This is a genomic window from Bradyrhizobium sp. RT6a (assembly GCF_040547675.1).
GTDB lineage: Bacteria > Pseudomonadota > Alphaproteobacteria > Rhizobiales > Xanthobacteraceae > Bradyrhizobium.
On sequence record NZ_JBEPQC010000006.1, the window covers coordinates 26,178 to 50,372 of the forward strand.

Genomic DNA, 24,195 nt, shown 5'->3' on the forward strand with positions numbered 1-24,195 from the left:
CATCGATCCGCCTGCCGTGCTTTGACATTCCGAGCCGCTTCGATTATCTATTTCGCATGCGAAATAAGGAGGCCGGCGCGGGGCATCATCGGCTGATCTACCTGCTCAGCGTTGCGCAGCGGCGCTTGCAGCGCTGGATGGCGGCGCAGCCTTCGAGCGAGGTCACGCCGGCGCAGGCAGGACTTCTGTTCATTCTCGGCAAGCAAGACGGCGTGCTCATGGGCGAGGCGGGCACGGCGCTCGATCTGGGGCCGGCCGGCATCTCCGGCCTCGTCGACCGCACGGCAGCTGCAAAGCTGATCGAGCGGCGGGCCGATCGGGAGGACGGGCGCGCCTGGCGCGTCTGGCTGACGCCGAAGGGCCGTGCAGCGCTCGCACAGGCAAAAGCCAACGCGGCACAGGTCAACGCCGCGTTGACGGACGGATTCACCAGTGCGGAGATCGATATCGTCGCGCGCTGGCTGACCAGCATTCAGGACAAATTTCCAAGAGAGCTAAGAGAACTTTCGCGAGATCCAGAGGAATAGAGGAGAGACCCATGACCGAGCACGTCCGGATCCAGAACGACGGCGGAATTCTCACGCTCACGTTGGCGCGCCCCGACAAGAAGAACGCGCTGACGGATGCGATGTACGGCAAGCTCGCCGATGCCATCGAATCCGCCGAGTCCGATACGTCGGCCCGCGTGATCCTGATCCGTGGCGAAGGCGACATGTTCACTGCCGGCAACGACGTCGGCGAATTCGCCGCGGTCGCAGCGGGCAAGTCGGAAGGAAGCCGCAACGTCGTGCGCTTCATCCAGTCGCTGGCGCGCTGCACCCGTCCCTTGGTTGCGGCGGTGCAGGGCCGCGCCGTCGGCGTCGGCACCACGATGCTGCTGCATTGCGATCTCGTCGTGCTTGCCGACAACGCGCAATTGTCGACGCCCTTCGTCAGCCTAGCGCTGGTGCCGGAAGCCGCCTCCAGCCTGCTGATGCCCGCGCGCATCGGTTACGCACGGGCCTACGAGATGTTCGCGCTCGGCGAGACCGTGCCGGCCAAGTCCGCGCTGGAATGGGGGCTCGCCAACCGCGTGGTGCCGCTCGACAAACTCGATACCGAAGCGCTCGCGCTGGCGCAGCGTCTTGCCCGTCAGCCGGCCGGCGCGCTCACCGCCACCAAGAAGCTGATGCGCAATGGCGAGGCGCTGGTCGCGCAGATGAATGCCGAAGGCGAGCAGTTCGGACTGCGCCTGCGCACCGCCGAGGCGCGCGAGGCCTTCACGGCGTTTGCGGAACGCCGTCCGCCGGATTTCACCAAGGTTGCGTGAGATCCGGGGCTGCAGGAAGGCTTGTCGGGTCGGAAACTCACGCCAGTTCGATTAAAACCTTAACGGAACATTGGCATGTCGCGGGCAAGGTGACGCTAGAAAGCGTAGGCCCCGACACCATGGCAATGTTTAAGAAATCGGTAAGTTCGCTCCTGCTGACCTTGATGGCCCTGCTGGCCGCGGGTGCGCTGGCGTCTACGGCGATCCAGATGGTCGGAGCGTTCGGCCGCTACAGCGACAGCCTCGAGACCGCGCGGCTTGCCGCCGCCGACAAGGCGATCTTCCATGGCGTGCTGGCGCTGCGCAACAATCGCGGCGATGCCCAGAGCGCGATCCTCGGCGAGGATGATCCGCGTGCCAAACTCGAGGCGGCGGAGAAGGCCGAGCAGGGCGGCTATGACGCGATCGGCGCCGCGCTTGCCACCGTCGACTTCGCCCGCCGCGACGAACTCTCTGGCACATTGAAGCAAGGCTGGAGCGCCGCCTCCCCGCAATTCCAGCTGTTCTACGATGAAGCCAAGCGCCCGCGCGCCGAACGCAAGATCGAGCGGACCAATTCCTGGTACGATGCCGTCACCAAGGTGATCGAAACGGCCAACCTCGCCTCCACCGCGGTGTCGAACCGTGCCTGGATGGACGACCCCTTCATCGCCCGCATGATCCAGGTCCGGCGCTTCGCCTGGCAGGTGCGCGATCGTTATGGAATCCATTGTTCGTCCCTTCGCTCCAACGTCAACAGCAGCAAGCCGCTCGACGACGCTCAAAAGCGATCAGTCGCGCAATGGGATGGCACGATCACCTCCGGCTGGGCGGGCATGGCCGAGTTGCTGGCTGCGCCCGGCGTGGCGGCGGAGCTGGTGACGGCCGCGACGGACGCGAAGGCCAAGACCGACGGTGCCCTCAAGCAGATCGGGGACCTCACGAAGAATTTCGACGGCAGCGGCAAGCCCGCGATGCCCGCCGCGGAATGGAATACGCTGTGTCAGTCACCCTTCGCGTCCATCGTCGCGGTCGCGAACAAGGCGCTCGACCAGTCGATCGTCCGGGCGGAAACGGTTCAGGCCAAGGCGCTCACCAATCTCGTCGTGCAGTCGCTCGCGTTCCTGCTCGCGCTGGCCGTGACCCTGACCGGCGTCTACGTGGTCCGCAATCGCCTCATGCGCCCCGTGCGCGCCATCCTGGATGCGATCGCCAAGATCAGCGCCCGCGACTACGCGACGCCCGTCCCGCAATCCAGGTATCCCGACGAGTTCGGCACCATGGCGGCCGCGCTCGAAAGCCTGCGCGAGAGTGCCGCGACCGCGGAACGCCTGGGCCGGGAACGCGAAGCGCAGCAGGCGCTGCAGCTCGCCCGCTCCGGCACCGTCGATGCGGCTTGCCGCAGTTTCGACGACACCGTGCAAGCCGTCATTCACAGCGTTGCCGCGTCGACGAAGGAGCTGGATGCCACCGCGACCGACGTGCGCTCGCTGGTTTCGGAATCGAGCAGCCAGACCGCGGCGGTCTCGTCCTCCGCCGAACAGGCCACCAACAATCTCGAGACCATCGCGGCCGCGACTGAGGAACTCTCCGCTTCGGTCGGCGAGATCTCGGCGCAGGTGCAGGCCAGTGCCCGCGAGGCCCGCGAAGCCGTGTCGCAGGCAGCGCAGACCAATGCGACGGTCGAGATCCTCGATCAGACCGCTGGCCGCATCGGCGAGGTCGTGAAGATGATCAACGCCATCGCAGGGCAGACCAATCTCCTGGCGCTGAACGCCACCATCGAAGCCGCGCGCGCGGGCGAGGCCGGTCGCGGCTTCGCCGTGGTCGCCGGCGAGGTCAAGAGCCTCGCCTCGCAGACGGCGACGGCGACCGAAGAGATCTCCCGCCAGGTCGCGGAGATCCAGGGCGCGACCGGCCAGGCGGTCACTGCCATCCGCGCGATCGGCGGCGCGATCAGCGGCATCGACGAGAAGATGACGGCGATCGCCGCCGCCGTCGAGCAGCAGCGCGCGGCCACCACCGAGATCTCCCGCAACTTCCAGCAGGCCGCGCAGGGAACCCGCGAGGTCACCGACACCATCGGCAGCGTCGCCAGGCTCAACCAGGAGACGGGCAATGCCGGTTCGGTCCTGTCGGTATCCGTGACGAAAATGTCCGCCGACGCCGATCGTCTCCGCGTAGCGGTCGAGGGCTTTTTGGGCGCGGTGAGGACCGCATAACTTCGACAATCTTCCGTCCCACCGTCGCGCGATCGGCATTGCCGCCGATGCACGCGGCGGCTACATCTGTGATGCTGCGCGAGCGTTGCGGCACATGTAAGAGATATCAGGGATGGAGAGTTCGATGCCGGTCACGCCCCAACACAAGGCCCAGCGCCCCTATCGCGGCGTGTTCCCGGTCGCACCCACCATCTTCGACGCGCGCGGCGAGCTCGACCTCGACGGACAGCGCCGCTGCATCGATTTCATGATCGACGCAGGCTCGAACGGTCTGTGCATTCTCGCCAATTTTTCCGAGCAGTTCGTGCTCACGGATGCCGAGCGCGAGACCGTGATGCATGCGGTGCTGGAGCATGTCGCGGGCCGCGTTCCCGTGATCGTCACCACCACGCATTTCAGCTCGGCCGTCTGCGCCGCGCGCAGCCAGCAGGCCGAGGCGGCCGGTGCCGCCATGGTGATGGTCATGCCGCCCTATCACGGCGCAACCTTCCGCGTGCCCGAGAAAGGCGTCGTCGAATTCTTCAAGGTGCTGTCGGGCGCGATCAATATTCCGATCATGATCCAGGATGCGCCTGTCGCCGGTACGCCGCTGTCGGTCGAGTTGCTCGCGCGGCTGGCGCGCGACTTCTCCAACATCCGCTATTTCAAGATCGAGGTGCCGGGCGCCGCGTCAAAGCTGCGCAGCCTGATCGAGGCCGGCGGCAGCGATATTGAGGGTCCCTGGGACGGCGAGGAAGCGATCACGCTGCTCGCCGATCTCGATGCCGGCGCCACCGGCGCGATGACCGGCGGCGGCTACCCCGACGGCATCCGCCAGATCGTCGATCCCTATTTCGCCGGCAAACGCCAAGAGGCGAAAGCCGCCTACGAACGCTGGCTGCCGCTGATCAACTACGAAAACCGCCAGTGCGGCCTGATCGCCTGCAAGGCGATGATGCAGGCCGGCGGCGTGATCAAGTCGGACACGGTGCGGCATCCGTTGCAACCGCTGCATCCGGCGACGCGGGCAGGGCTGCTGGAGCTGGCCAAGGAGCGCGATGCGCTGGCGTTGAGGTGGGGGAAGTAGCCTCTGCCGGCGTCCTGGACAAGCGCGCCCGAAGGTTATGTGTCCCGCCTCCCGTGCGCGATTGCGCACTAGGCCGGGACGACACTGAGTGTGATGCACGGTGTGAGGTGCGCGCCCTGGCCTGATCCCGCCAGCTTCCATCCGGCTGAAAGCGTCGAATTAACGCGGTTCGGGCGGTTTCGCGCAGCCCGGCGATGACATATTGTACGCTCGCCAACCAGGCCCGCGGAGCATATCGAGACATCGCGCAACAACTCTTCATTATGCCGCTATTCCGAAGCAGGTTGGTGCGAACCAACGAAACAGGGAGGCAGTGCCATGACGATGAGGCCGGATCCCACCTTTCACGCATCGCCCAAGCTTGCGATGGAAGCAGCTGCCGAGAACTTTGCCTACACGTTGCTGCTCAGTCCGGATTTTTCAAAACCGGATGCTCTCGCGGTCATCGACGTCAAGCCGGGATCGCCGACCTACAGCCAGATCGTCCACACCGTGACGATGCCCAACAAGGGCGATGAGTTTCATCACTTCGGCTGGAATGCCTGCTCCTCCGCCTTGTCGCCGCTCACTGGGCATGCCTTCATCGAGCGGCGCTATCTCATCATCCCCGGGCTGCGCTCGTCGCGGATTTACATCATCGATACCAAGCCCGATCCGACCAAAGCCAAAATCCACAAGATCATCGAGCCCGAGGAAGTCTTCAAAAAGACCGGCTATTCGCGGCCGCACACCATCCATTGCGGGCCGGACGGCGTCTATGTGAGCACGCTCGGCGGCGGCGGCAAGGACGGCACCAACGGGCCTCCAGGCGTCTTCATCATGGATTGCGAGACGTTCGAGGTCCTTGGACGATGGGAGATCGACCGCGGTCCGCAGACGCTGCACTATGATTTCTGGTGGAACCTGCCGCGCGACTACATGGTGACGAGTGAATGGGCGTTGCCGCCGCAGTTCGAGAACGGGATCGTCGCGGAAGATCTGCTGGCGAACAAATATGGCCATCGTCTCCACTTCTGGGATCTTCGCGCCCGTCGCAACGTGCAGACTATCGACCTCGGCGCCAATCATCAGATGGCGCTGGAGGTACGGCCGGCGCACGATCCGGTTCGCGAATACGGCTTCGTAGGCGTTGTGGTCGACACCACGAATCTCGAAGCATCGATCTGGACTTGGTGGCGCGAAGGCGGAAAATTCCATGCGGAGAAGACGGCGACGATCCCTCCCGAGCCTGCGCCAAAGGAGAAGCTCCCGCCGCTGCTTCAGGGCTTTGGCGCCGTGCCGCCGCTGGTGACCGACATCGATCTGTCGATGGATGATCGTTTTCTCTATGTCTCGTGCTGGGGCACGGGTGAAATGCGCCAGTACGACGTGAGTGATCCGCGAAAGCCGAAGCTTGCGGGCTCGGTTCACATCGGCGGCATCGCGCGCCGCACCCCCCATCCGAACGGCAAGGCATTTGCGGCCGGTCCGCAGATGGTCGAGATCAGCCGGGACGGCAGGCGGGTGTACTGGACCAATTCGCTCTATTCCACCTGGGATGACCAGTTCTATCCCGATGGCGTTCCGGGTGTGGAAGTCATGGCCAATGTCGGTCACAATGGTGGCCTCGAGCTCGACAAGAACTACTTCGTGAGCTTCCCCGACGGATATCGTGCGCACCAGATTAGGCTGGAGGGCGGCGATTGTTCGACGGACTCCTTTTGCTACCCGTCGGCCTAGATTGGGCACACGCGAGCCAGGGCTGGCTGTGGCTCGCTCTTGTTGCGAGCGGTCTCTATCACGGGGTCAATCCGGGAATGGGCTGGCCGCTCGCCGTTTCGGCCGGGCTCATGGACAAGAGCCCGCGCGCGCTCTTTCGTGCGTTGTGGGCTCTGGCGGCCGGACATCTCCTGGCAACACTTCTCGTACTGCTGCCATTCGCGCTCCTGCTCGTGCTGGCCGAGTGGCAGCGCTCGATCCAGCTCGGCGCGAGCCTTCTCCTCATCGGCTTCGGCGTCTATCGGCTGGTCGAGCGGCGCCATCCGCGCGCGCTGGCACGAATTCCGCCGACGCAATTGGCGCTCTGGTCATTTGCCGTTGCCATTGCTCATGGCGCCGCCTTGATGCTCGTGCCGATCTATCTCGGGCTCTGCCAGGCCTTCGAACTCGATGCCGGCCATGAGGCCGCCGGCGCGCTGATGAAGGCGAGTCTCGGGATGGCGGTGCTGGTGTCTTTGGTGCACGTTGCCGCCATGGTCAGCGCCGGCGGATGCCTGGCATGGCTGGTCTACCGCCATCTGGGATTGAGGTTCGTCTCGCGAAGCTGGTTCAATCTGGATGTAATCTGGTCGACCAGCCTCATTCTGGTTGGCGTTGTGGCGCTCGGCTTCAATCTCGCGAGCTGGCACTGACGCTTACTGCGTCAAGGCCCACTCGCCGATGATGCGGAAGCGAGCTTTGGCGTCATCCTGCTTGAACAGCGCGACGCGATCGATCGCAAGCGTCTTGAGACCGAGAGCAGCAAACCTTCCCCGCAGCGTGTCCAGAATCGGGCCGCGGCGCTCCGCGTCGAGCCGCCCCGTCAGCGTCATGTGGAAACGGAATTCCTCCATCACGTAGGGGTAGCCCCAGCGGTCGAGATAGTCGCGCTGCCGCTCGCTGAGCTTCTCGGGTTTGCGACGCGCGCGATCCTCCGCCGTCAGGGCGGTGCGAAAGCCGTCGAACGCGCGGACGCAATCGGCGGCGAGCTCTTGGAGCGCACCGACCGGATCAGCCGGAATGACCGCAATAAAACCACTGATGGAATCGACGATAGGGCGAATCACCGGGATCGTCCGCGCCTTGCCGGCGAAGGCCGCGCAGGCCGCCAAGAGCTCCGCCTCTGTCCTGTCCGGCGCGAGCGCCATCGGCGCCTTCAGCGTGCCGTGAAAACCGTACTTGCGGGGATCGGCGGTGATGTCGCGCCAGTCCGGCGCGGGACGCGATGCGTCAGCGGGAAAGGGCAGCTCGTTGCCGGTATAGGCATCGTAGCCGAGCAACTCCGCGCCGAAGCGGGTGAGGGCGCTGTCGACGCCTGCGGCAAAATAGATCGCGTAGCGGGGGAAACTTGTCATCGTCCGAGCATAGCGGGTTTATGCCGCGACGACAGCTTCGCGCGGGGTAGCTGCCATGCCGAGCAACCGCGTCGCGTCGGTGAGATGCACGAGCTTGCCGCCTGATATCACGGCGATCAGCCGCGGCCGCAGCGGCACGCTGTCGTCGACCAGCAGGATGTCCGCGCGTCGGCCTTCCGCGAGCACGCCGCGATCGGCAAGGCCGGCCGCGCGCGCGGGCGCGGCGGAGACTAGGTTCCAGGCCTTGGTCAGCGGCAGCACGCCATCGGCGGCGAGGCGGAACGCAGCGAGCAGCTGCGCGGGATAGTAATAGTCCGAGGCCAGCACTGAGCAGAGCCCTTTGGCAATCATGTCGGATGCCTTGGTCCAGCCGGTGTGGCTGCCGCCGCGCACGACGTTCGGCGCGCCGTAGACGATGGCGTCGCCGTGGCTTGCCGCCTCCCGCGCCGTCTCCTCGTTGATCGGAAACTCTGCGATCGCCACGCCCATGGCGCGAAAGCCCTGGCGCATCACCGGCGTCGCATCGTCATGCGAGAGCATCCGCACGTCGGCGGCGCGTGCCGCCGCGGCCAACCGTGACACGGAAGCCGGCACTTCACTGGCGCGGGAGAGCACACGCCCGACGAGGCGGTCGAACTCCTCGCTCGACAGTCCGGTGCGCTCCACCATGCGATTGCGCTTGCGGGGCTTGGCCATGTCCCCGACCGTGCCGTCCATATGGTCGTTGAAGGCGAACAGGTCGACGCGGCCCTCGCTGAGCCACTGGCTGATCTCGGTTTCGGCGTCGAGATTGTAGGTCTCGTGGCGCAGATGAAAGCGGGTGTCGGCGGCGAATTGCGGGCGCTGCCGTTCGATCGCCTCCATCAGGCCGCGCGCATTGTCGGCGCTGCGCAGGCCCGGCTCCCACGAACAGGTCGTGGCGTGAAACACCGTGGTGATGCCGTTGCTGATCGCCTGGCGGTCGCTGTCGGCGAGCGCCACGTCGATCGGAAAGTCGACCCCGGCGCGCGGCATCATCTGCCGCTCGAAGGCATCGCCATGCAGATCGACGATGCCCGGCAGGACCAGCAGATCGCGCGCGTCGATCGCAAGCCGGGCCCGCCCGCGAGACGCATCGATCTCGGCGATGTCCTGTCCGGACAACGCAAGCGACGTCTCCACCAGCTCGGAGCCGATCAGGGTCCGGCCCCCCTCAAGAAAAATGTCTGTCACGCGACCGCGCTTGATTTGCTGCCAAGAGGACCCTTGAGAGAATTCGCTCGTGCTTCATACGTCGTGAGGAAATCTTCAATGCCGAGCTTGCGGAAATCGGGCAATGCTGCACGCAATTTGTTGTGATCCCAATCCCACCAGGCGAGGCTGGCGAGCCGTCCGGCGACGTCTTCCGAGAACCGCCGGCGAACGATGCGCGCCGGATTGCCGGCAACGATGGTGTAGGCCGGAACGTCCCTGGTGACGATGGCGCCGGCCGCGATCACCGCGCCGGTGCCGATGTTGCGGCCCGGCAGCACGATCGCGCCATGGCCGATCCAGACGTCATGGCCGATATGGACGTGGTGCTGGCGCCGCCAGTCGAAGAAGTCCGTGTCGTCGCTCTCGCCTTCGAAATAGGCGCTCGAACGATAGGTGAAGTGCGCCTGCGTGGCGCGGTGCATCGGGTGATTGCCCGGATTGATTCGCGTCATCGCCGCGATCGAGCAGAATTTTCCGATGGTGGTGTAGGTGATCTGGGCGTCGTTCACGACATAGGAGTAATCGCCCATCGTCACCTCGTGAAGCATCGTGCGCGCGCCGACCTCGGTGTAGGCCCCAAGCCTGGTGTCGTGCAGCGTCGCCGAGGGATCGATGGTCGGCTGGACCGAAAGAGCTTTGGCGGCCATGTTGCTATCCGAACGAGAGGGCGGGCGTTTCTCTTCGAGCGGCTTGATGACAATGTCATGACGACGCGATGACAGGGGATGAGGTGTGGATGAGGTGTGTAGGATCGCCGCACCGCAATGTCCGTGTCACACAAGTGTCAAGCGCCGGCGTTAGCGGTGGGTCCCAGCTACTCTGGAGCCCTGCATGCTGGTGGTTGAAGGTCTGACGTGTCGCTTCGGCGTGAAAGCCGCGGTGGACGATGCCTCGTTTCAAGTTTCTCCCGGCGGTTTCGTCGGCGTGATCGGACGGTCCGGCGCCGGCAAGTCGACCCTGCTGCGGACCATCAACCGTCTCGCGACCCCTTCGCAGGGTCGCATCCTGTTCGACGGCCTCGACGTCACGGCGCTGCGCGGCAAGGAGCTGCGGCAGTGGCGGGCGCGCTCGGCGATGATCTTTCAGCAGTTCAATCTGGTCGGCCGGCTCGATGTCCTCACCAACGTCCTGATGGGTCGGCTTGCGACGATGCCGGCCTGGCGCTCGCTGTCGCAGACCTGGCCCGAGCAGGACAAGGCGCTGGCGATGTCCGCGCTCGAACAGTTCGATATCGCCCCGCTCGCGGCCCAGCGCGCCGATCAGCTCTCCGGCGGCCAGCAGCAGCGCGTCGCGATCGCCCGGGCGCTGGTGCAGCAGCCCGACATCATCCTCGCCGACGAGCCGATTGCCTCGCTCGATCCGCGCAACACCAAGATCGTGATGGATGCCCTGCTGCGGATCAACAAGCACTTCGGCATCACCGTGCTCTGCAATCTGCATTCGCTCGACCTGGCGCGCAGCTATTGCGACCGCCTGATCGGCATGGCGCAGGGTCGCGTGGTGTTCGACGGCGCGCCGGCGGAGTTGACCGAGCACGTTGCGCGCGAGCTCTACGATCTCGAAGCCGCCGATGTCATGGGCGGCATGCCTGCGCCGGTGCGAGAGGGCATTCCGGCGCTTGGAACGGCGGCCGCCGCCTGAGCCGCGCCGCATCAATAGTCACCAGTTTTGCGTCAACCGACCCCAACCGATGAAGAGGGTATCATGATCACTCGCAGATTGATTCTTGCCGGCGCCGCCGCGCTCGCGTTCACGACTTCAGCCTCCGCCGAGGACTGGAAGGCCAAATATCCCGAGCTGACCTTCGCGGTCATTCCGGCGGAAAACGCCTCGGGCGTGACCGAGCGCTGGGCGCCGTTCATGAGCTACCTGTCCAAGGAACTGGGCGTGAAGGTCACGCTGCGCATCGCCAACGACTACGCGGCCGTGATCGAAGGCCAGCGCGCCGGCAACATCCACATCGCGAGCTACGGCTCGGCGTCGTTCGCCCGAGCCCGCCTCACCGGCGTCAAGACCGACGCCTTCGCCAACGACATCAACGCCGACGGCTCCACTGGTTATTACTCGGCGTTCTTCGTCAAGGCGAGCAGCCCCTACAAGAGCATCGACCAGCTCAAGGGCAAGAACCTCGGCCTCGTCGACCCGAACTCGACCTCCGGTAACAACGTGCCGCGCTTCGAGCTCGACAAGTTGGGCATCGCGGACGCCGACACCTATTTCAGCAAGGTCGTCTTCACCGGCAGCCATGAGAACGCGATCCTGGCGCTGGCGCAGGGCACGGTCGACGTTGCCGCCAACCAGTGGACCAGCGACGACGATTCGACGCTGGCGCAGATGCTGACTAAGGGCATGCTGAAGAATGCCGACGGCTCGGCGATGAAGAAGGACGATTTCCGCATCATCCACAAGTCGGCGCCGATCATCAACGGCCCCTATGCCTACAATTCCGATCTGCCGGAAGAGGCCAAGGCCGCGATCGCCAAGGCGTTCTTCGACGCGCCGGCCAAGGACAAGGCTGCGTTCGATCGCCTCCAGGACGGCCAGAAGAAGGGTTTTCATCCCGCGACCACCAAGGATTGGGATGGCACGATCGAACTGATCAAGTTCGTCGATGCGCTGCGTAAGAAGAAGGCGTCCTGAGTTTCGGGACGACGCACTGGAGCCGGGTCGATGGACCCGGCTCTTTCTCTTTTTGAGTGAACATTCACCTTGACCAGATGACCGTCGCGGTTTCGATCCTTCCCGAGCAGCAGCTCGCCGTGCTCAACGCCGCCTATCGTCAGGCGGTCGCGCGCAAGCGGCTCCGACTCCTGTTTGGAGCCATGATCTTCGCCGCAGCACTGTGTCTCGCGGCGATCGGCGCGGAAGTGAATCTGCGCACGCTGTTCGCCCATTACGGCAATTTCATCAGCTATTTCGACCGCATCCTCACACTCGACACCGGCCAGCGGGTCTGGACCGATGTCGGCGAATGGCTCTGGGGCTGGCGCAAATGGTTGAAGATGCTGGGCGAGACCCTGCTGATCTCCCATGTCGGCACGCTGATCGGCGCGACTTTTGCTTTTTGCCTGAACTTCTTCGCGGCTGAAAACACCTCGCCCGCGCCCTGGGTGCGTTTCGTGGTGCGGCGTCTGCTCGAATTCGCGCGCACGGTGCCCGGCATCGTGTTTGCGCTGATCTTCGTGATCGCGTTCGGCCTCGGACCGATGGCGGGCGTGCTGGCAATCGCGATTCACTCCACCGGCGCGCTCGGAAAGCTGTTCTCGGAGATCGTCGAGAACGCCGACATGAAACCGGTCGAAGGCGTCCGCTCGACCGGCGCGAGCTGGCTCTCCTGCATGCGCTTCGCCATCCTGCCGCAGGTCACGGCAGGCTATGCCAGCTACGCGCTGCTGCGTTTCGAGATCAATGTCCGCGAGGCCTCCGTGATGGGCTTCGTCGGTGCCGGTGGCATCGGCCAGGAGCTCGTCGTCGCCATCCGCAAGTTCTATTACTCGGACGTCAGCGCGATCCTGCTCACCATCATCGTCACGGTCTTCATCATCGACATCAGCACCGGCTGGCTGCGCGGCCGCCTGTTCGGCAAGGAGGCGCGGACGTGACGGGGCCGCAGGAGATCGACACGCGAGAGCTTCGCGCGCGCTACCCTGATGTGTTCGACCGGCCGGCCTCGGCGCGGCTCGCCATGCCGGCGATGATCGTCGCGGCGCTCGCGATCCTGGTTTATGGCCTCATCGATCTCGATTTTTCGCCCTCGCGCTTCGTCGCCGGGCTCAGCCAGCTCGGCTGGATCAGCCTGATGATGATCCCGCCGGATCCCGGCTCGTCGCTGCCGATCTATCTGAAGGCGTTGGGCGAGACGTTGTCGATCGCGCTGCTCGGCACGACACTGGCGGCGGTGTTCGCGCTGCCAGTCAGTCTTCTTGCCGCGCGTAACGTCGTGCCGTCGAGCATTTTGCGCTTCCCGATTCGACGTTTCCTGGATTCGATCCGCGGCGTCGATACGCTGATCTGGGCGCTGGTGTGGATCAACGTGGTCGGGCTCGGCCCGTTTGCCGGCGTGCTCGCCATCGCCGTGTCCGATTTCGGTGCCTTCGGAAAGCTGTTTTCGGAGGCGATCGAGGGCGCCGACCAGAAGCAGGTCGAGGGCATCCGCGCCTCCGGCGGCAGCGCGCTGCACGAGATTCGCTTCGGCCTGCTGCCGCAGGTCCTGCCTGTGATCGCCGGGCAGGTGCTCTATTTCATCGAATCCAACACGCGCTCGGCCACCATCATCGGCATCGTCGGCGCCGGCGGCATCGGCCTCCAGCTCGCCGAGCAGATTCGCGTGCTGGAATGGCAGAAGGTGTCGTTTCTGATCCTGATGATCCTGGTCGCGGTCGCCGCGATCGATTTCGTCTCGGGCAAACTCCGCTTTGCGATCATCGGCCGAAGGGCGGTGGCCTGATCATCGATCTCGTAGGGTGGGCAAAGCGAAGCGTGCCCACCACTTTAATCGCAGCGTTGGATAGATGGTGGGCACGGCGCAAGCGCGCCTTTGCCCACCCTACCATTCTCACCCGTTCTCCACCAGAAACTCCACCCGCTCCGCGGCAAAGCGCGAATGCTTGGTCACCAGCGGCTTACCGTCGAGATCTTGGTCGGTGGCGTCGACCACCAGGATCGGCCGTCCCAGCGCCAGATCGAGCCGTGCGGCGTCGGTTGCATCGACAATGCCGGCGGTGATCCGGGTCGCGCCGCGGCGATAGTCGCGGACGCCGTAATGCTCGAGCAATTTCGTCATGGAGCGGGTCGCGGCAAAGATCTCGCCCGCACCCGGGAACAGCTGCGCCGACAGCCACGTCGTGGAGACGCAGATCGGCGTGCGGTCGGCGAGGCGCATCGCCTCGATCCGCACCAACGGTGCGCCGGCCTTCAATCCAAGTTCGCGCGCGAGTTCGCGGGTCGCGACATCATCCGACGCCTCGATCAACCGGCCATGCGGTTCGCGGCCGTCGGCGCCGACGATCTCGGAGAAACGGGTCCGCGAGCGCAGTGGATAGGCGAGCTTCTGCGCCTCGACATAGGTTCCGCTGCCGCGTTCGGCCCGCACGATGCCGCGCTCGGCAAGCGCTGCCAGCGCGCGCCGCACGGTGTGGCGGTTCACGCGATAGGTTTCGGCGATCTCCACCTCGCCCGGCAGCTTGTCGCCGGCCGCAAAGCGGCCGTCGGCGATGCCGCGCTCGATGCCGTCGGCAACGAGGCGCCACAACGCGACGCCGGAGGAAGCTGTGTCCTGCATGCTCATGTGGCCGGCAAGCTACTCCAGAAATCACGCCTTTGTCACGAAACAGTCATGGCGCTCCGGTATCAAGTTGTCTAGTATCATAGACAACTTGGATTCGGCAAGTTTTGCAGAAAAGTTCGGTGGATCTGGTGACCCAGCACAACAATCAGCAAGCCCAGCGCCAGGCCGCAATGGCCGTGCTGGCGCACGCGGAGGCGGGCGAGATCGCCGCTCGCCTCCGCGCCTTCGCCCTGCCGGCGCATCAGGATCTGCGCGCGCCGGAAAACGGCCTCGTCATGCTGCGCGGCCGCGTCGGTGGCGACGGTGCGCCGTTCAATCTCGGCGAAGCGACGGTGTCGCGCGCCGCGGTGCGGCTTGCGAGCGGCGAGGTCGGCTTCGGTTACACGCTCGGTCGCGACGGTGAGAAGGCGCGGCTGATCGCGCTGTGCGATGCGCTGGTGCAGTCCAGCGATTTCGGCGGCGCGGTGGAGCGGGAGATCATCGCGCCGTTGCGTGAGCAGCTGATGATCAGGCGCAAGCAGGTGGCGGCCGAGACCGCCGCGACGAAGGTTGATTTCTACACCATGGTGCGCGGTGAAGGGTGAGATCATGACCACGATTGCGGAACTGCCGCCAGGGTTCGTCGACAAGGTGCTGTCGGCGCAATCGACCTTTCGTTCGGTCATGGACGCGATGGCGCGGCCGGGCTCGGTGCAGCGCATCGTGCCGACATCAGGAGCGCCTCAGACGATGATGCGCGGCACGGCCGCGATCGCGCTGACGCTGTTCGATCACGACACGCCGCTCTGGCTCGATGCGCGCATGTCGGAAAGCACCGACCTCGTTAAATGGCTGAAATTCCATACCGGCGCGCCGGTGGTGCAGGATTCCTCGATCGCAAGCTTCGCGCTGATCAGCGACGGCGGGGCGCTGCCTTCGCTCGAGCGCTTCGCGCTGGGCACCAGCGAATATCCGGATCGGTCGACCACGCTGATTCTTCAGGTCGAGAGCCTGGATTCGGGGCGCGGCTTCGCGCTGCGCGGCCCCGGCATCGACGGTGTCGCGACGCTTCAGGCGTCGATCAAGCCGTTCGACCTGTTCGAGCGCCTGCGCGTCAACGAAGCGCTGTTTCCGCGCGGCGTTGATGTGGTGCTGGTCGCCGATAGCGCCGTGGTTGCGATCCCGCGCACCACGCGCGTCGTGAGCAAGGGAAGCTAAGCATGTATGTCGCAGTCAAAGGCGGCGAGCGCGCCATCGAGAACGCCCATCGCCTGCTCGCCAGTGCGCGGCGCGGCGATCAAAGCGTGCCGGAAATCTCCCTCGACCAGATTTCGGAGCAGCTCGGCCTCGCCGTGGACCGCGTCATGAGCGAAGGCTCGCTCTACGACCGCGAGCTTGCGGCGCTCGCCATCAAGCAGGCGCGCGGCGATCTGATCGAGGCGATCTTTCTGGTCCGCGCCTTCCGCGCCACCCTGCCGCGCTTCGGCGCCAGCGAGCCGGTCGAGACCGGCGCGATGCGGGTGCGGCGGCGGGTGTCATCGACCTTCAAGGACATTCCCGGGGGCCAGATCCTCGGCCCGACTTTCGATTATACCCACCGCCTGCTCGATCCCTCGCTCGCCGACGGCTTTGTGCCGGAAGCGCCGGCGACGGCCGAAGCATCCACGGCGCCGACGCCGCGCGTGACTGACATTCTCGGCCGCGACGGGCTGATCGAATCCTCGCCGCAAGCGGAAGAGGGCGCCAGCGTCGGCGACCTCACCCGCGAGCCGCTGAACTTTCCGGCGGATCGTGACCTGCGCCTGCAAAATCTCGCGCGTGGCGACGAAGGGTTCTTGCTGGCGATGGGCTATTCCACCCAGCGCGGCTACGGCCGCAACCATCCCTTCGCCGGCGAGATTCGCTTCGGTGAGGTCGAGGTGGAATTTTCGGCGGAAGACGTCGGTTTCGCCGTGCCGCTCGGCTCGATCGAGCTCACCGAGTGTCAGATGGTCAACCAGTTCAAGGGCTCCGCGACCGAAGCGCCGTGCTTCACGCGCGGTTATGGCCTTGCCTTCGGCCAGAGCGAGCGCAAGACGATGTCGATGGCGCTGGTCGATCGCGCGCTGCGTGCCCGCGAGCTCGGCGAGGAGGCGCTCGCACCGGCGCAAGACGAGGAATTCGTGATGTCGCATTCGGACAACGTCCAGGCGACCGGCTTCGTCGAGCATCTGAAGCTGCCACATTATGTCGACTTCCAGTCCGAGCTCGGCCTGTTGCGCAAGCTGCGCAAGGAATTCACTGATGCCAATGCGCCCGACGCCATGAAGGAGGCCGCGGAATGAACGCGCCCGCCTACAATTTCGCCTATCTCGACGAACAGACCAAGCGGATGATCCGTCGTGCGATCCTCAAGGCGATCGCGATCCCCGGCTATCAGGTGCCGTTCGCCAGCCGCGAGATGCCGATGCCCTATGGCTGGGGCACCGGCGGCGTCCAGGTCACCGCTGCGATCCTCGGGCCGCAGGACGTGCTGAAGGTGATCGACCAGGGCTCCGACGACACCACCAACGCGATCTCGATCCGAAAGTTCTTTGCCAAGACCGCCGGCGTCGCCACGACGACGGCCACAGAAGATGCGACCGTGATCCAGACCCGCCACCGCATTCCGGAGACGTCGCTGCACGAGAATCAGGTACTGGTCTATCAGGTGCCGATCCCGGAGCCCTTACGTTTCCTCGAGCCGCGCGAGACCGAGACGCGGCGCATGCATGCGCTCGCCGAATACGGCCTGATGCATGTGAAGCTCTACGAGGACATCGCCCGCTTCGGCCACATCGCGACGGCTTACGCCTATCCGGTGAAGGTCAATGCGCGCTATGTCATGGACCCGTCGCCGACGCCGAAATTCGACAATCCCAAGATGGACAATTGCCCGGCGCTGCAACTGTTCGGCGCCGGCCGCGAGAAGCGGATCTATGCGATCCCGCCCTATACGCAAGTCGTGTCGCTCGACTTCGAGGACCATCCCTTCGAGCCCTATCGCTTCAATGCGCCCTGCGCGCTGTGCGCCGCGGAAAATTCCTATCTCGACGAGATCGTCACCGACAACAAGGGCGGGCGCATGTTCGTCTGCTCCGACACCGATTATTGCGAGGGCCGCCAGGCCGCCGGCCATCACGGCAGCCTCAGCGCCGCGCCGTACAAGGACAAGGCGCAGGAGGCATCGAATGGCTAATCAAGACATGCTCGAGAATGACGAGCCACTGCTCGTTGCCGAGTCGCTCAGCAAATCTTATGGCCGCATCGCCGCGTGCCGCGATGTCTCGTTCTCGCTCTATCCCGGCGAAGTGCTGGCAATCGTCGGCGAATCCGGCTCGGGCAAATCGACCCTGCTGCAGCTCCTGTCGGGCCAGCTCGCGGCCAGCGGCGGCCAGGTGTCCTATCGGATGCGCGACGGCGTCGCCCGCGATCTCGCCACGCTGGGCGAGGCCGAACGACGCTTCCTGTTCCGCACCGATTGGGGCTTCGTCCACCAGGACCCCGCGCAGGGGCTGCGCATGGCGGTCTCGGCCGGCGCCAATGTCGGCGAGCGGCTGATGGCGGTGGGCTGGAATCACTACGGTCGCATCCGCGATACCGCGTCGGACTGGCTGACCCGCGTCGAGATCGACATCGCACGCATCGACGATGCGCCGCGGACCTATTCCGGCGGCATGCGCCAGCGTCTCCAGATCGCCCGCAACTTGGTCACCGAGCCGCGGCTGGTGTTCATGGACGAGCCGACCGGCGGCCTCGATGTTTCCGTGCAGGCCCGCCTGCTCGACCTCGTGCGCAGCCTGGTCGCCGAGCTGCATCTCGCGGTCATCATCGTCACCCATGATCTCGCGGTCGCGCGCCTGCTGTCGCACCGCGTGATGGTGATGAAGGGCGGCCGCGTCATCGAGACGGGCCTCACCGATCAGGTGCTCGACGATCCCCGCGAGCCCTACACCCAACTCCTCGTCTCCTCGATTCTGCCGCCATGAGCCTTCCAGGAAGAGTTTTCCAATGACCGCCATGATCGACATCACTGATGCCAACAAGAGCTTTACGATGCACCTGCAGGGCGGCATCGAACTGCCTGTTGTCAGCGGCGTGACCTTCCACGTCAACCCGGGCGAATGCGTCGTGCTGTCGGGGCCATCAGGCGCCGGAAAATCATCGATCCTGAAGATGATCTTCGGCAATTATCGCTGCGACTCCGGCCGCATCGGCATTCGCCATCGCGGCGAGGTGATCGATCTCGCCACCGCCGAGCCGCGGGAGGTCCTCAACATCCGCCGCGCCACCATCGGCTATGTCAGCCAGTTCCTGCGCGCGGTGCCGCGGGTTGCCACCATCGACGTGGTCGCCGAGCCCCTGATCGTCAACGGTCTGGCGCGCGCTGAGGCGCAAGCCCGTGCTGGCGAATTGCTGCATCGGCTCAATATCCCCGAGCGGCTCTGGCAGCTTCCGCCCGCGACCTTCTCCGGCGGCGAGCAGCAGCGCGTCAACATCGCGCGCGGCTTCATCTCGGATCTGCCGATCCTGCTGCTCGACGAGCCCACCGCCTCGCTCGACGCCGCCAACCGCGCTGTCGTGGTCGGACTGGTCGCCGAGAAGAAGCGCCAGGGCGTCGCCATGGTCGCCATTGTCCATGACGACGAAATCCGTCATCAGATTGCCGACCGCATCGTCGACGTCACCAGCTTCGCCGCCGCGGCCTGAAGGAAATGGATATGAACGCCAAGAAGGACATCGTGATCGCCAACGCCAGGATCGTGCTGGCGGAACGCGTGATCGAACAGGGCTGGCTTGCCCTCGCCGATGGACGCATCGCCGAGATCGGTGAGGGCAGGGCGCCTGCGGGCTCAGAGGATGCCGGCGGCGATTTGATCATGCCGGGATTGATCGAGCTCCACACCGACCATCTCGAAGCGCATTACGTGCCGCGGCCAAAAGTGTTCTGGAATCCGATCGCTGCCGTCGTCTCCTATGACGGCCAGCTCGCGACCTCCGGCATTACCACGGTGTTCGACTCGCTCCGGGTCTGGCGCGAGGACGGCGCCGAGGAAGTCGACGGGCGCGCCGGCGTGCTTGCCGCGGCGATCACGACCGCGCGCGATGCCGACCTGCTGCGCGCCGATCACTTCCTGCATCTGCGCTGCGAAATCCCGATGCCGAGCGTGGTCGAGGAGGCCAGGAAGCTGATCGATCGTCCCGACGTGCGGCTGATGTCGCTAATGGACCACACCCCCGGCCAGCGCCAGTTCCGCGACGAAGGCAAGCTGCGCGACTATTACCGCGGCAAGGGCGGCGGCAAGACCGACGCCCAGCTCGACGAACTGTTCGCGAAGCGTTTCGAGTATCAGAAGGCCTATGCCGCGACCAACATGCGCGAGATCGTGGCGCTGGCACATAAGTACAAGATCCCGCTGGCGAGCCATGACGATACCACCGAGGAGAACGTCGTCGACGCCGTGCGCGATGGCGTTTCGGTGGCGGAATTCCCGACCACGTTGGAGGCCGCGCGCGGCCTGCACGAGGCCGGGATCGACATCCTGATGGGTGCGCCGAACGTCGTGCGCGGCGGCTCGCATTCCGGCAACATCGCCGCGGTCGATCTCGCCCGCGAGGGCCTGCTCGACATCCTGTCGTCGGACTACATTCCCTCGAGCCTTCTGATGGCTGCGCTGCATTTGCCCGAGCACGTGCCCGCGATCAGCCTTGCGGCGGCGATCCGCACCGTGACGAAGGCGCCCGCCGAGGCGGTCGGCCTGTCCGACCGCGGTGAGATTTCCGTCGGCAAGCGTGCCGATCTGATTCGCGTGCACGTCGCAGGCCACGTCCCCGCGGTCCGCAGTGTCTGGCGCGAAGGGAGCCGCGTCGCATGAGCGATACCGTCACCGTGGCGGGAAAGACGACGGGTGCGATCGGGCCCGGGCGGCTCGTGCTCGTGGTCGGTCCGAGCGGTGCCGGCAAGGATACGCTGCTGCGGCTGGCGCGGGCGGCGTGCATCGAGGATCACGACATCGTCTTCCCGCGCCGTCTCGTGACGCGCGAATCCTCGGCCGACGAAGACAATATTGCGGTGAGCCCTGACGAATTCCGTCGCGCGCACGAGCATGGCGAATTCGCCGTGCATTGGGAGGCGCATGGGCATTGCTACGCGCTGCCGCTCGACCTCAACGACGACATTCGTGCCGGACGCGCCGTCGTCGCCAATGTTTCGCGCACGGTGATCGGCGCGCTGCGCCAGACCTATGCAAGCGTCGTGGTAGTCGCGGTCACTGCGCCGCCGGATGTGCTGGCGCAGCGGCTTGCCGCCCGCGCCCGGCACAGTGACGGCAATATCGCGGAACGGCTGACGCGCAGCGTCGACGACGCATCGGCGCAGGCCGATGTCACCATACTCAACGCGGGCAGCGCGGAGTATCATGGCCGTCAGCTTCTGCGCGTGATCAGGAATCAAGGCTGGCTCGAATAGCCGGCACAGCAAGGAGACTGGAATGTCGGTGATCGAAACGGTCGAGCAGCTGGAGGCCATCTACGGCGTCACCAACGACGCCTCGACCGTGAAAGTCGCCGACCACGTCACCCCGCTCTATCGCGTCTTCATCGAAAAGGCGCCGTTCGCCGCACTCGCCACCATCGGACCCGAGGGGATCGACTGCTCGCCGCGCGGCGATCTCTCCGGCTTCGTCCGCATTCACGATCCGAAGACGCTGATGCTGCCGGATCGCCGCGGCAACAACCGGGTCGATTCCTTGCGCAACATCGTGCGCGACCCACGGGTGTCGCTGATGTTCCTGATCCCCGGCTCCGGCAATGCGGTCCGCGCCAATGGTCGGGCGCATCTCTCCATCGATCCCGAGCTGCTCGCCTCTTTCAAGGTTGGCGGCAAGGCGCCGCGCAGCGTCATGGTGATGACGGTCGACGAAATCTACTTCCAGTGCGCCCGCGCCATCGTCCGTTCCGACCTCTGGAATCCCGACAAGCGCATCGACCCCAAGACGCTGCCGACGCCCGGCCAGATCCTCGCCGAGATGAGCGAGAACAGGGTCGGCGGCGCGGAGTACGATCGCATCTGGCCCGAGCGTGCGGCCGCGACGATGTGGTGAGTTCGTTCTTCCCCTCTCTCCCTGCGGGAGAGGGTGGCTCGCCGCGTAGCAGCGAGACGGGTGAGGGGTCTCTGTCCTCACGGAAAACGTTATGCTTGGACAAAACCCCTCATCCGGCGCTTCGCGCCACCTTCTCCCGCAAGGGGAGAAGGGAGAACGTGCTCTCCGAACGAGCCGGCGCGCGAACTGATCAGCTCCGGCGGCGCGCCCTGGTGCGTGCCGCCTTCTTCGCGGCGGTGGAGCGGGCCTTGGCGCCTTTGGTACGGCTTGCCTTGCGCGCGGTGGCCGAACGCGAGGCGGCGGATCGCTGGCTCGCAGCACGCTTGCCCTGTTTCGATAGTGCACTGCGCGACGCGGTCGAGCGCGGCTCCTTCTTCAAAACCTTTTCGACGGCTCGCGACACGCGCGGCCGGCGTTTCGGCGTGCGCTTGCCCTGACCGACCTCATAGGCATATTTGGCGCTGCGTCGCGTCGCCTTCTTGACGCGCCCTTTTCGCGGCGGCGGGAGATCGACGCCGGCGCGGCGCGCTTCGGACAGACCGATGGCGATGGCCTGTTTCGTCGAGCGCGCGCCATGCTTGCCCTTGCGGATCTTGTCGATCTGGTCCTTGACGAATTCGCCGGCCTGCGTGGTTGCCGATTTACCGGCACGCTTGTCTTGCCTGGCTTTGCGAATGACTTCCTGTCTTGGCATGGGTCCTGTTCCCTCTGGATCTTCACAGGGATATCTGACCGCAACGCGCAAGATGGACGATTGATCCTTTCAGTTCCTGAGCGCCACCAGCAGTTCATCCGGGCGCTCGGCCATGATCATGTGACCGGCGCCGGGTACCACGACGGTCTTCGCATGCGGGATCGCCGCCGCGAGTGCCTTGCCGGCCTTCACCGGCGTCATCATGTCCCGCTCGCCGAGGATCAGCGTCGTAGGCACCTTCACGCTCGCGGCTGCTTGAAGCGCATTCGCGTAAGCATTGCAGGCCGACAAATCCCTGAACAGCACGCCCGGCTCGCAGTGTTTCAACACAGCCTGCGCTCCGCCATGCATCCACAGGCCCGGTGCGAGGCTGCCGCCGAGCTCGGCGTTGAAGCCGAGGCCCCAGATCGAGACCATGTCGTTTGCATCCTGCGAATTGGCTTCGGCCGCCTTCAGCAGATCCGGGCCGACCGTCATGGTCGCGGCCGTGCCGATCAGGCTGAGCGCGGACACCTTGTCGGGGTGACGTGCGGCCGTCTCCAGCGAGATTAGCGAGCCCATGGAATGGCCGATCAGATGCGCCTTCGTCGCTCCGGCCGCATCGAGCAGGGCCGCCGTCCAGTCGGCCATCTCGGCGATGCTGCCGAGCGAAGGTCCGGGCGAACGGCCGTGGCCGGGCAGATCAGGCGCCAGCACGCCAAAGCCGTGATGTGCGAACCAGCGGGTGTGCAGCGCCCAGGTCGAATGATCGAAGCCGGCGCCATGGAGGAAGACGACCGCCGGCAGGGATCTGTCGAAGTCGCGGCCGCCGGTTGCGACCAGCACCTCGGCGCCGTTGACGGAGAGCTTCATGGTGTCAGACCTTTTGCGAGATGCGCAGCGCCTGCGCGAGATCGTCGATGATGTCGCTTGCGGTCTCGATGCCGACCGACAGCCGCACCAGCTCCTCGCCGATGCCGGAGGCCTTGAGCTGCTCGGCGTCCATCTGCTGGTGCGTGGTTGACGCCGGGTGGATCACCAGCGTCTTGGCGTCGCCGACATTGGCGAGATGGCTGATCATGCGCAGCGATTCGATGAACTTGCGGCCAGCAGGCCGGCCACCCTTGATGCCGAAGGAGACGATCGAGCCGGCGCCGCGCGGCAGCAGTGTCTTTGCCAGCTGGTAGTCCGCGTGGTCCTCGAGCGAGGGATGCAGCACCCAATCCACGGCCTTGTTGGCTTTCAGCGCTTCCAGCACGAGGTGCGTGTTCTGGATGTGGCGGTCCATGCGCACGCCGAGCGTCTCCACGCCCTGCAACAACTGGAACGCATTGGTCGGCGATAGACAAGCGCCGAAATCGCGCAGGCCTTCGGTCCGCGCGCGCATGATGAAGGCCGCGGTGCCGAACTGTTCGTCGAAGACTATGCCGTGATAGCCGCCATAGGGCTCGGTCAGTACGCCGAATTTTCCGGATGAACGCCAATCAAACCGGCCGCCGTCGACGATGGCGCCGCCGATCGCGATGCCGTGGCCGCCGATCCATTTGGTCGCCGAGTGCATGACGATGTCGGCGCCGAGCTCGATCGGGCGGCTGAGATAGGGGGTGGCAAACGTGTTGTCGATCAGCAGCGGAATTTTCGCATCATGCGCGATCGCCGCGACCTTTGGAATATCAAGCACCTCGAGCCCGGGATTGCCGATGGTCTCGCCGATCACCAGCTTCGTGTTCGGCCTGATCGCCGCGCGAAACGCGTCGAGATCGCGCGGCTTGACGAAGCTGGTGGTGATGCCGAAGCGCGGCAGCGTGTGCGCCAGCAGGTTGATGGTGCCGCCATAGAGCGAGCTCGACGCGACGATATGGTCGCCGGCGTTCAGAAGCGTCGCGATGGCCAGATGCAGCGCGGCCATGCCGCTCGCGGTGCAGATCGCGCCGACGCCGCCCTCCAGCGCCGCCAGCCGTTCCTCGAGCACGCCCGTGGTCGGATTGGAGATGCGCGTATAGATGTGGCCGGCGCGCTCGAGGTTGAACAGCGCGGCGGCGTGATCGGAATCCTGGAACACGTAGGACGTGGTCTGGTAGATCGGCACGGCGCGGGCGCCGGTCGCGGGATCCGGATGCTGGCCCGCATGCAGGCTCAGGGTCTCGAAGGCGGGCGGTTTTGGCGCGGGCATGCGGGGCCTCGTTGCTCGGTCGGCGGAGGCGGCTCTTGTGCCACAAAACGGCGCGCGAAGT

Annotated in this window: 26 protein-coding genes; 19 read left to right on the forward strand and 7 right to left on the reverse strand. The window is 65.3% G+C overall.

Features of this window, described 5'->3' with window-relative positions:
- The first annotated feature begins 56 nt into the window (after nt 1-56).
- From ABIC03_RS27560 to ABIC03_RS27585, 6 genes are all read left to right on the forward strand, one after another.
- Entirely contained in the window at nt 57-527 is a 471-nt protein-coding gene (locus ABIC03_RS27560) for a MarR family winged helix-turn-helix transcriptional regulator (RefSeq protein ID WP_354063201.1), read from the forward strand.
- Between the two features lie 11 nt (nt 528-538).
- Nucleotides 539-1,309, forward strand: coding sequence for an enoyl-CoA hydratase (locus ABIC03_RS27565; protein ID WP_354062708.1), 771 nt, complete (start codon nt 539-541; stop codon nt 1,307-1,309).
- A 119-nt stretch (nt 1,310-1,428) separates the two neighbouring features.
- On the forward strand, nt 1,429-3,510 hold the full coding sequence (locus ABIC03_RS27570) for a methyl-accepting chemotaxis protein (protein WP_354062710.1): 2,082 nt from the start codon (nt 1,429-1,431) through the stop codon (nt 3,508-3,510).
- 124 nt (nt 3,511-3,634) lie between these two features.
- Nucleotides 3,635-4,576: a dihydrodipicolinate synthase family protein gene (locus ABIC03_RS27575; RefSeq protein ID WP_354062712.1), complete on the forward strand. Its 942-nt coding sequence runs from the start codon at nt 3,635-3,637 to the stop codon at nt 4,574-4,576.
- Nucleotides 4,577-4,894: 318 nt separating this feature from the next.
- On the forward strand, nt 4,895-6,295 hold the full coding sequence (locus ABIC03_RS27580; RefSeq protein WP_354062714.1) for a selenium-binding protein SBP56-related protein: 1,401 nt from the start codon (nt 4,895-4,897) through the stop codon (nt 6,293-6,295).
- A gap of 77 nt (nt 6,296-6,372) precedes the next feature.
- Nucleotides 6,373-6,966 (forward strand): hypothetical protein, encoded by a 594-nt coding sequence (locus ABIC03_RS27585; RefSeq protein WP_275174094.1) that lies wholly within the window; start codon nt 6,373-6,375, stop codon nt 6,964-6,966.
- 3 nt (nt 6,967-6,969) lie between these two features.
- Here ABIC03_RS27585 and ABIC03_RS27590 read toward each other — a convergent pair whose 3' ends face one another.
- The 3 genes from ABIC03_RS27590 to ABIC03_RS27600 are packed head-to-tail and all read right to left on the reverse strand — an operon-like array spanning nt 6,970 to nt 9,548.
- A complete protein-coding gene (locus ABIC03_RS27590) occupies nt 6,970-7,668 on the reverse strand; it encodes a DUF1045 domain-containing protein (RefSeq protein WP_354062716.1) in 699 nt (232 codons plus the stop codon).
- Between the two features lie 18 nt (nt 7,669-7,686).
- On the reverse strand, nt 7,687-8,880 hold the full coding sequence (locus tag ABIC03_RS27595) for an alpha-D-ribose 1-methylphosphonate 5-triphosphate diphosphatase (RefSeq protein WP_354062718.1): 1,194 nt from the start codon (nt 8,878-8,880) through the stop codon (nt 7,687-7,689).
- A complete protein-coding gene (locus ABIC03_RS27600) occupies nt 8,877-9,548 on the reverse strand; it encodes a transferase hexapeptide repeat family protein (RefSeq protein ID WP_354062720.1) in 672 nt (223 codons plus the stop codon). The genes ABIC03_RS27595 and ABIC03_RS27600 overlap by 4 nt, the downstream gene beginning before the upstream one ends.
- A gap of 184 nt (nt 9,549-9,732) precedes the next feature.
- Here ABIC03_RS27600 and phnC point away from each other — a divergent pair, with 184 nt between their 5' ends.
- The 4 genes from phnC to phnE (ABIC03_RS27620) all read left to right on the forward strand — a co-directional run bounded on the left by phnC (nt 9,733) and on the right by phnE (ABIC03_RS27620) (nt 13,348).
- The gene (gene phnC / locus ABIC03_RS27605; protein ID WP_354062722.1) at nt 9,733-10,542 is read left to right on the forward strand and encodes a phosphonate ABC transporter ATP-binding protein; all 810 of its coding nucleotides are present in this window, start codon (nt 9,733-9,735) and stop codon (nt 10,540-10,542) included.
- Nucleotides 10,543-10,605: 63 nt separating this feature from the next.
- On the forward strand, nt 10,606-11,541 hold the full coding sequence (gene phnD, locus ABIC03_RS27610) for a phosphonate ABC transporter substrate-binding protein (RefSeq protein ID WP_275174042.1): 936 nt from the start codon (nt 10,606-10,608) through the stop codon (nt 11,539-11,541).
- A gap of 77 nt (nt 11,542-11,618) precedes the next feature.
- Nucleotides 11,619-12,503: a phosphonate ABC transporter, permease protein PhnE gene (gene phnE / locus ABIC03_RS27615; protein ID WP_354062725.1), complete on the forward strand. Its 885-nt coding sequence runs from the start codon at nt 11,619-11,621 to the stop codon at nt 12,501-12,503.
- The gene (gene phnE, locus ABIC03_RS27620) at nt 12,500-13,348 is read left to right on the forward strand and encodes a phosphonate ABC transporter, permease protein PhnE (protein WP_354062727.1); all 849 of its coding nucleotides are present in this window, start codon (nt 12,500-12,502) and stop codon (nt 13,346-13,348) included. Before phnE (ABIC03_RS27615) ends, phnE (ABIC03_RS27620) begins: the two co-directional genes overlap by 4 nt.
- A gap of 108 nt (nt 13,349-13,456) precedes the next feature.
- Here phnE (ABIC03_RS27620) and phnF read toward each other — a convergent pair whose 3' ends face one another.
- Entirely contained in the window at nt 13,457-14,188 is a 732-nt protein-coding gene (gene phnF, locus ABIC03_RS27625; RefSeq protein ID WP_354062729.1) for a phosphonate metabolism transcriptional regulator PhnF, read from the reverse strand.
- A 119-nt stretch (nt 14,189-14,307) separates the two neighbouring features.
- Here phnF and phnG point away from each other — a divergent pair, with 119 nt between their 5' ends.
- Genes phnG through ABIC03_RS27670 form a run of 9 tightly spaced genes read left to right on the forward strand, consistent with a single transcriptional unit; the run spans nt 14,308 to nt 21,288 of the window.
- A complete protein-coding gene (phnG, locus tag ABIC03_RS27630; RefSeq protein ID WP_354062731.1) occupies nt 14,308-14,772 on the forward strand; it encodes a phosphonate C-P lyase system protein PhnG in 465 nt (154 codons plus the stop codon).
- 4 nt (nt 14,773-14,776) lie between these two features.
- Nucleotides 14,777-15,385: a phosphonate C-P lyase system protein PhnH gene (phnH, locus tag ABIC03_RS27635; RefSeq protein ID WP_354062732.1), complete on the forward strand. Its 609-nt coding sequence runs from the start codon at nt 14,777-14,779 to the stop codon at nt 15,383-15,385.
- A 2-nt stretch (nt 15,386-15,387) separates the two neighbouring features.
- Nucleotides 15,388-16,491 (forward strand): carbon-phosphorus lyase complex subunit, encoded by a 1,104-nt coding sequence (locus ABIC03_RS27640; RefSeq protein ID WP_354062733.1) that lies wholly within the window; start codon nt 15,388-15,390, stop codon nt 16,489-16,491.
- Nucleotides 16,488-17,384 carry an alpha-D-ribose 1-methylphosphonate 5-phosphate C-P-lyase PhnJ gene (locus ABIC03_RS27645; protein WP_354062736.1) on the forward strand — a complete coding sequence of 299 codons (897 nt, stop codon included), beginning with the start codon at nt 16,488-16,490 and terminating at the stop codon, nt 17,382-17,384. Before ABIC03_RS27640 ends, ABIC03_RS27645 begins: the two co-directional genes overlap by 4 nt.
- Nucleotides 17,377-18,174, forward strand: a complete 798-nt coding sequence (gene phnK / locus ABIC03_RS27650; protein WP_354062738.1) for a phosphonate C-P lyase system protein PhnK — start codon at nt 17,377-17,379, stop codon at nt 18,172-18,174. Before ABIC03_RS27645 ends, phnK begins: the two co-directional genes overlap by 8 nt.
- Before the next feature lie 22 nt (nt 18,175-18,196).
- Entirely contained in the window at nt 18,197-18,895 is a 699-nt protein-coding gene (phnL, locus tag ABIC03_RS27655) for a phosphonate C-P lyase system protein PhnL (RefSeq protein WP_354062740.1), read from the forward strand.
- Nucleotides 18,896-18,906: 11 nt separating this feature from the next.
- Complete coding sequence (locus ABIC03_RS27660; protein WP_354062742.1) at nt 18,907-20,061, forward strand: alpha-D-ribose 1-methylphosphonate 5-triphosphate diphosphatase; 1,155 nt, start codon at nt 18,907-18,909, stop codon at nt 20,059-20,061.
- Nucleotides 20,058-20,654, forward strand: coding sequence for a phosphonate metabolism protein/1,5-bisphosphokinase (PRPP-forming) PhnN (phnN, locus tag ABIC03_RS27665; protein WP_354062744.1), 597 nt, complete (start codon nt 20,058-20,060; stop codon nt 20,652-20,654). Before ABIC03_RS27660 ends, phnN begins: the two co-directional genes overlap by 4 nt.
- Before the next feature lie 22 nt (nt 20,655-20,676).
- The gene (locus ABIC03_RS27670) at nt 20,677-21,288 is read left to right on the forward strand and encodes a pyridoxamine 5'-phosphate oxidase family protein (RefSeq protein WP_354062746.1); all 612 of its coding nucleotides are present in this window, start codon (nt 20,677-20,679) and stop codon (nt 21,286-21,288) included.
- A gap of 190 nt (nt 21,289-21,478) precedes the next feature.
- Here ABIC03_RS27670 and ABIC03_RS27675 read toward each other — a convergent pair whose 3' ends face one another.
- The 3 genes from ABIC03_RS27675 to ABIC03_RS27685 all read right to left on the reverse strand — a co-directional run bounded on the left by ABIC03_RS27675 (nt 21,479) and on the right by ABIC03_RS27685 (nt 24,134).
- Complete coding sequence (locus ABIC03_RS27675; RefSeq protein ID WP_275174019.1) at nt 21,479-21,982, reverse strand: DUF6496 domain-containing protein; 504 nt, start codon at nt 21,980-21,982, stop codon at nt 21,479-21,481.
- A 69-nt stretch (nt 21,983-22,051) separates the two neighbouring features.
- Nucleotides 22,052-22,834 (reverse strand): alpha/beta fold hydrolase, encoded by a 783-nt coding sequence (locus ABIC03_RS27680; RefSeq protein WP_354062748.1) that lies wholly within the window; start codon nt 22,832-22,834, stop codon nt 22,052-22,054.
- A gap of 4 nt (nt 22,835-22,838) precedes the next feature.
- Complete coding sequence (locus ABIC03_RS27685) at nt 22,839-24,134, reverse strand: O-acetylhomoserine aminocarboxypropyltransferase (protein ID WP_275174017.1); 1,296 nt, start codon at nt 24,132-24,134, stop codon at nt 22,839-22,841.
- Nucleotides 24,135-24,195 lie beyond the last annotated feature (61 nt).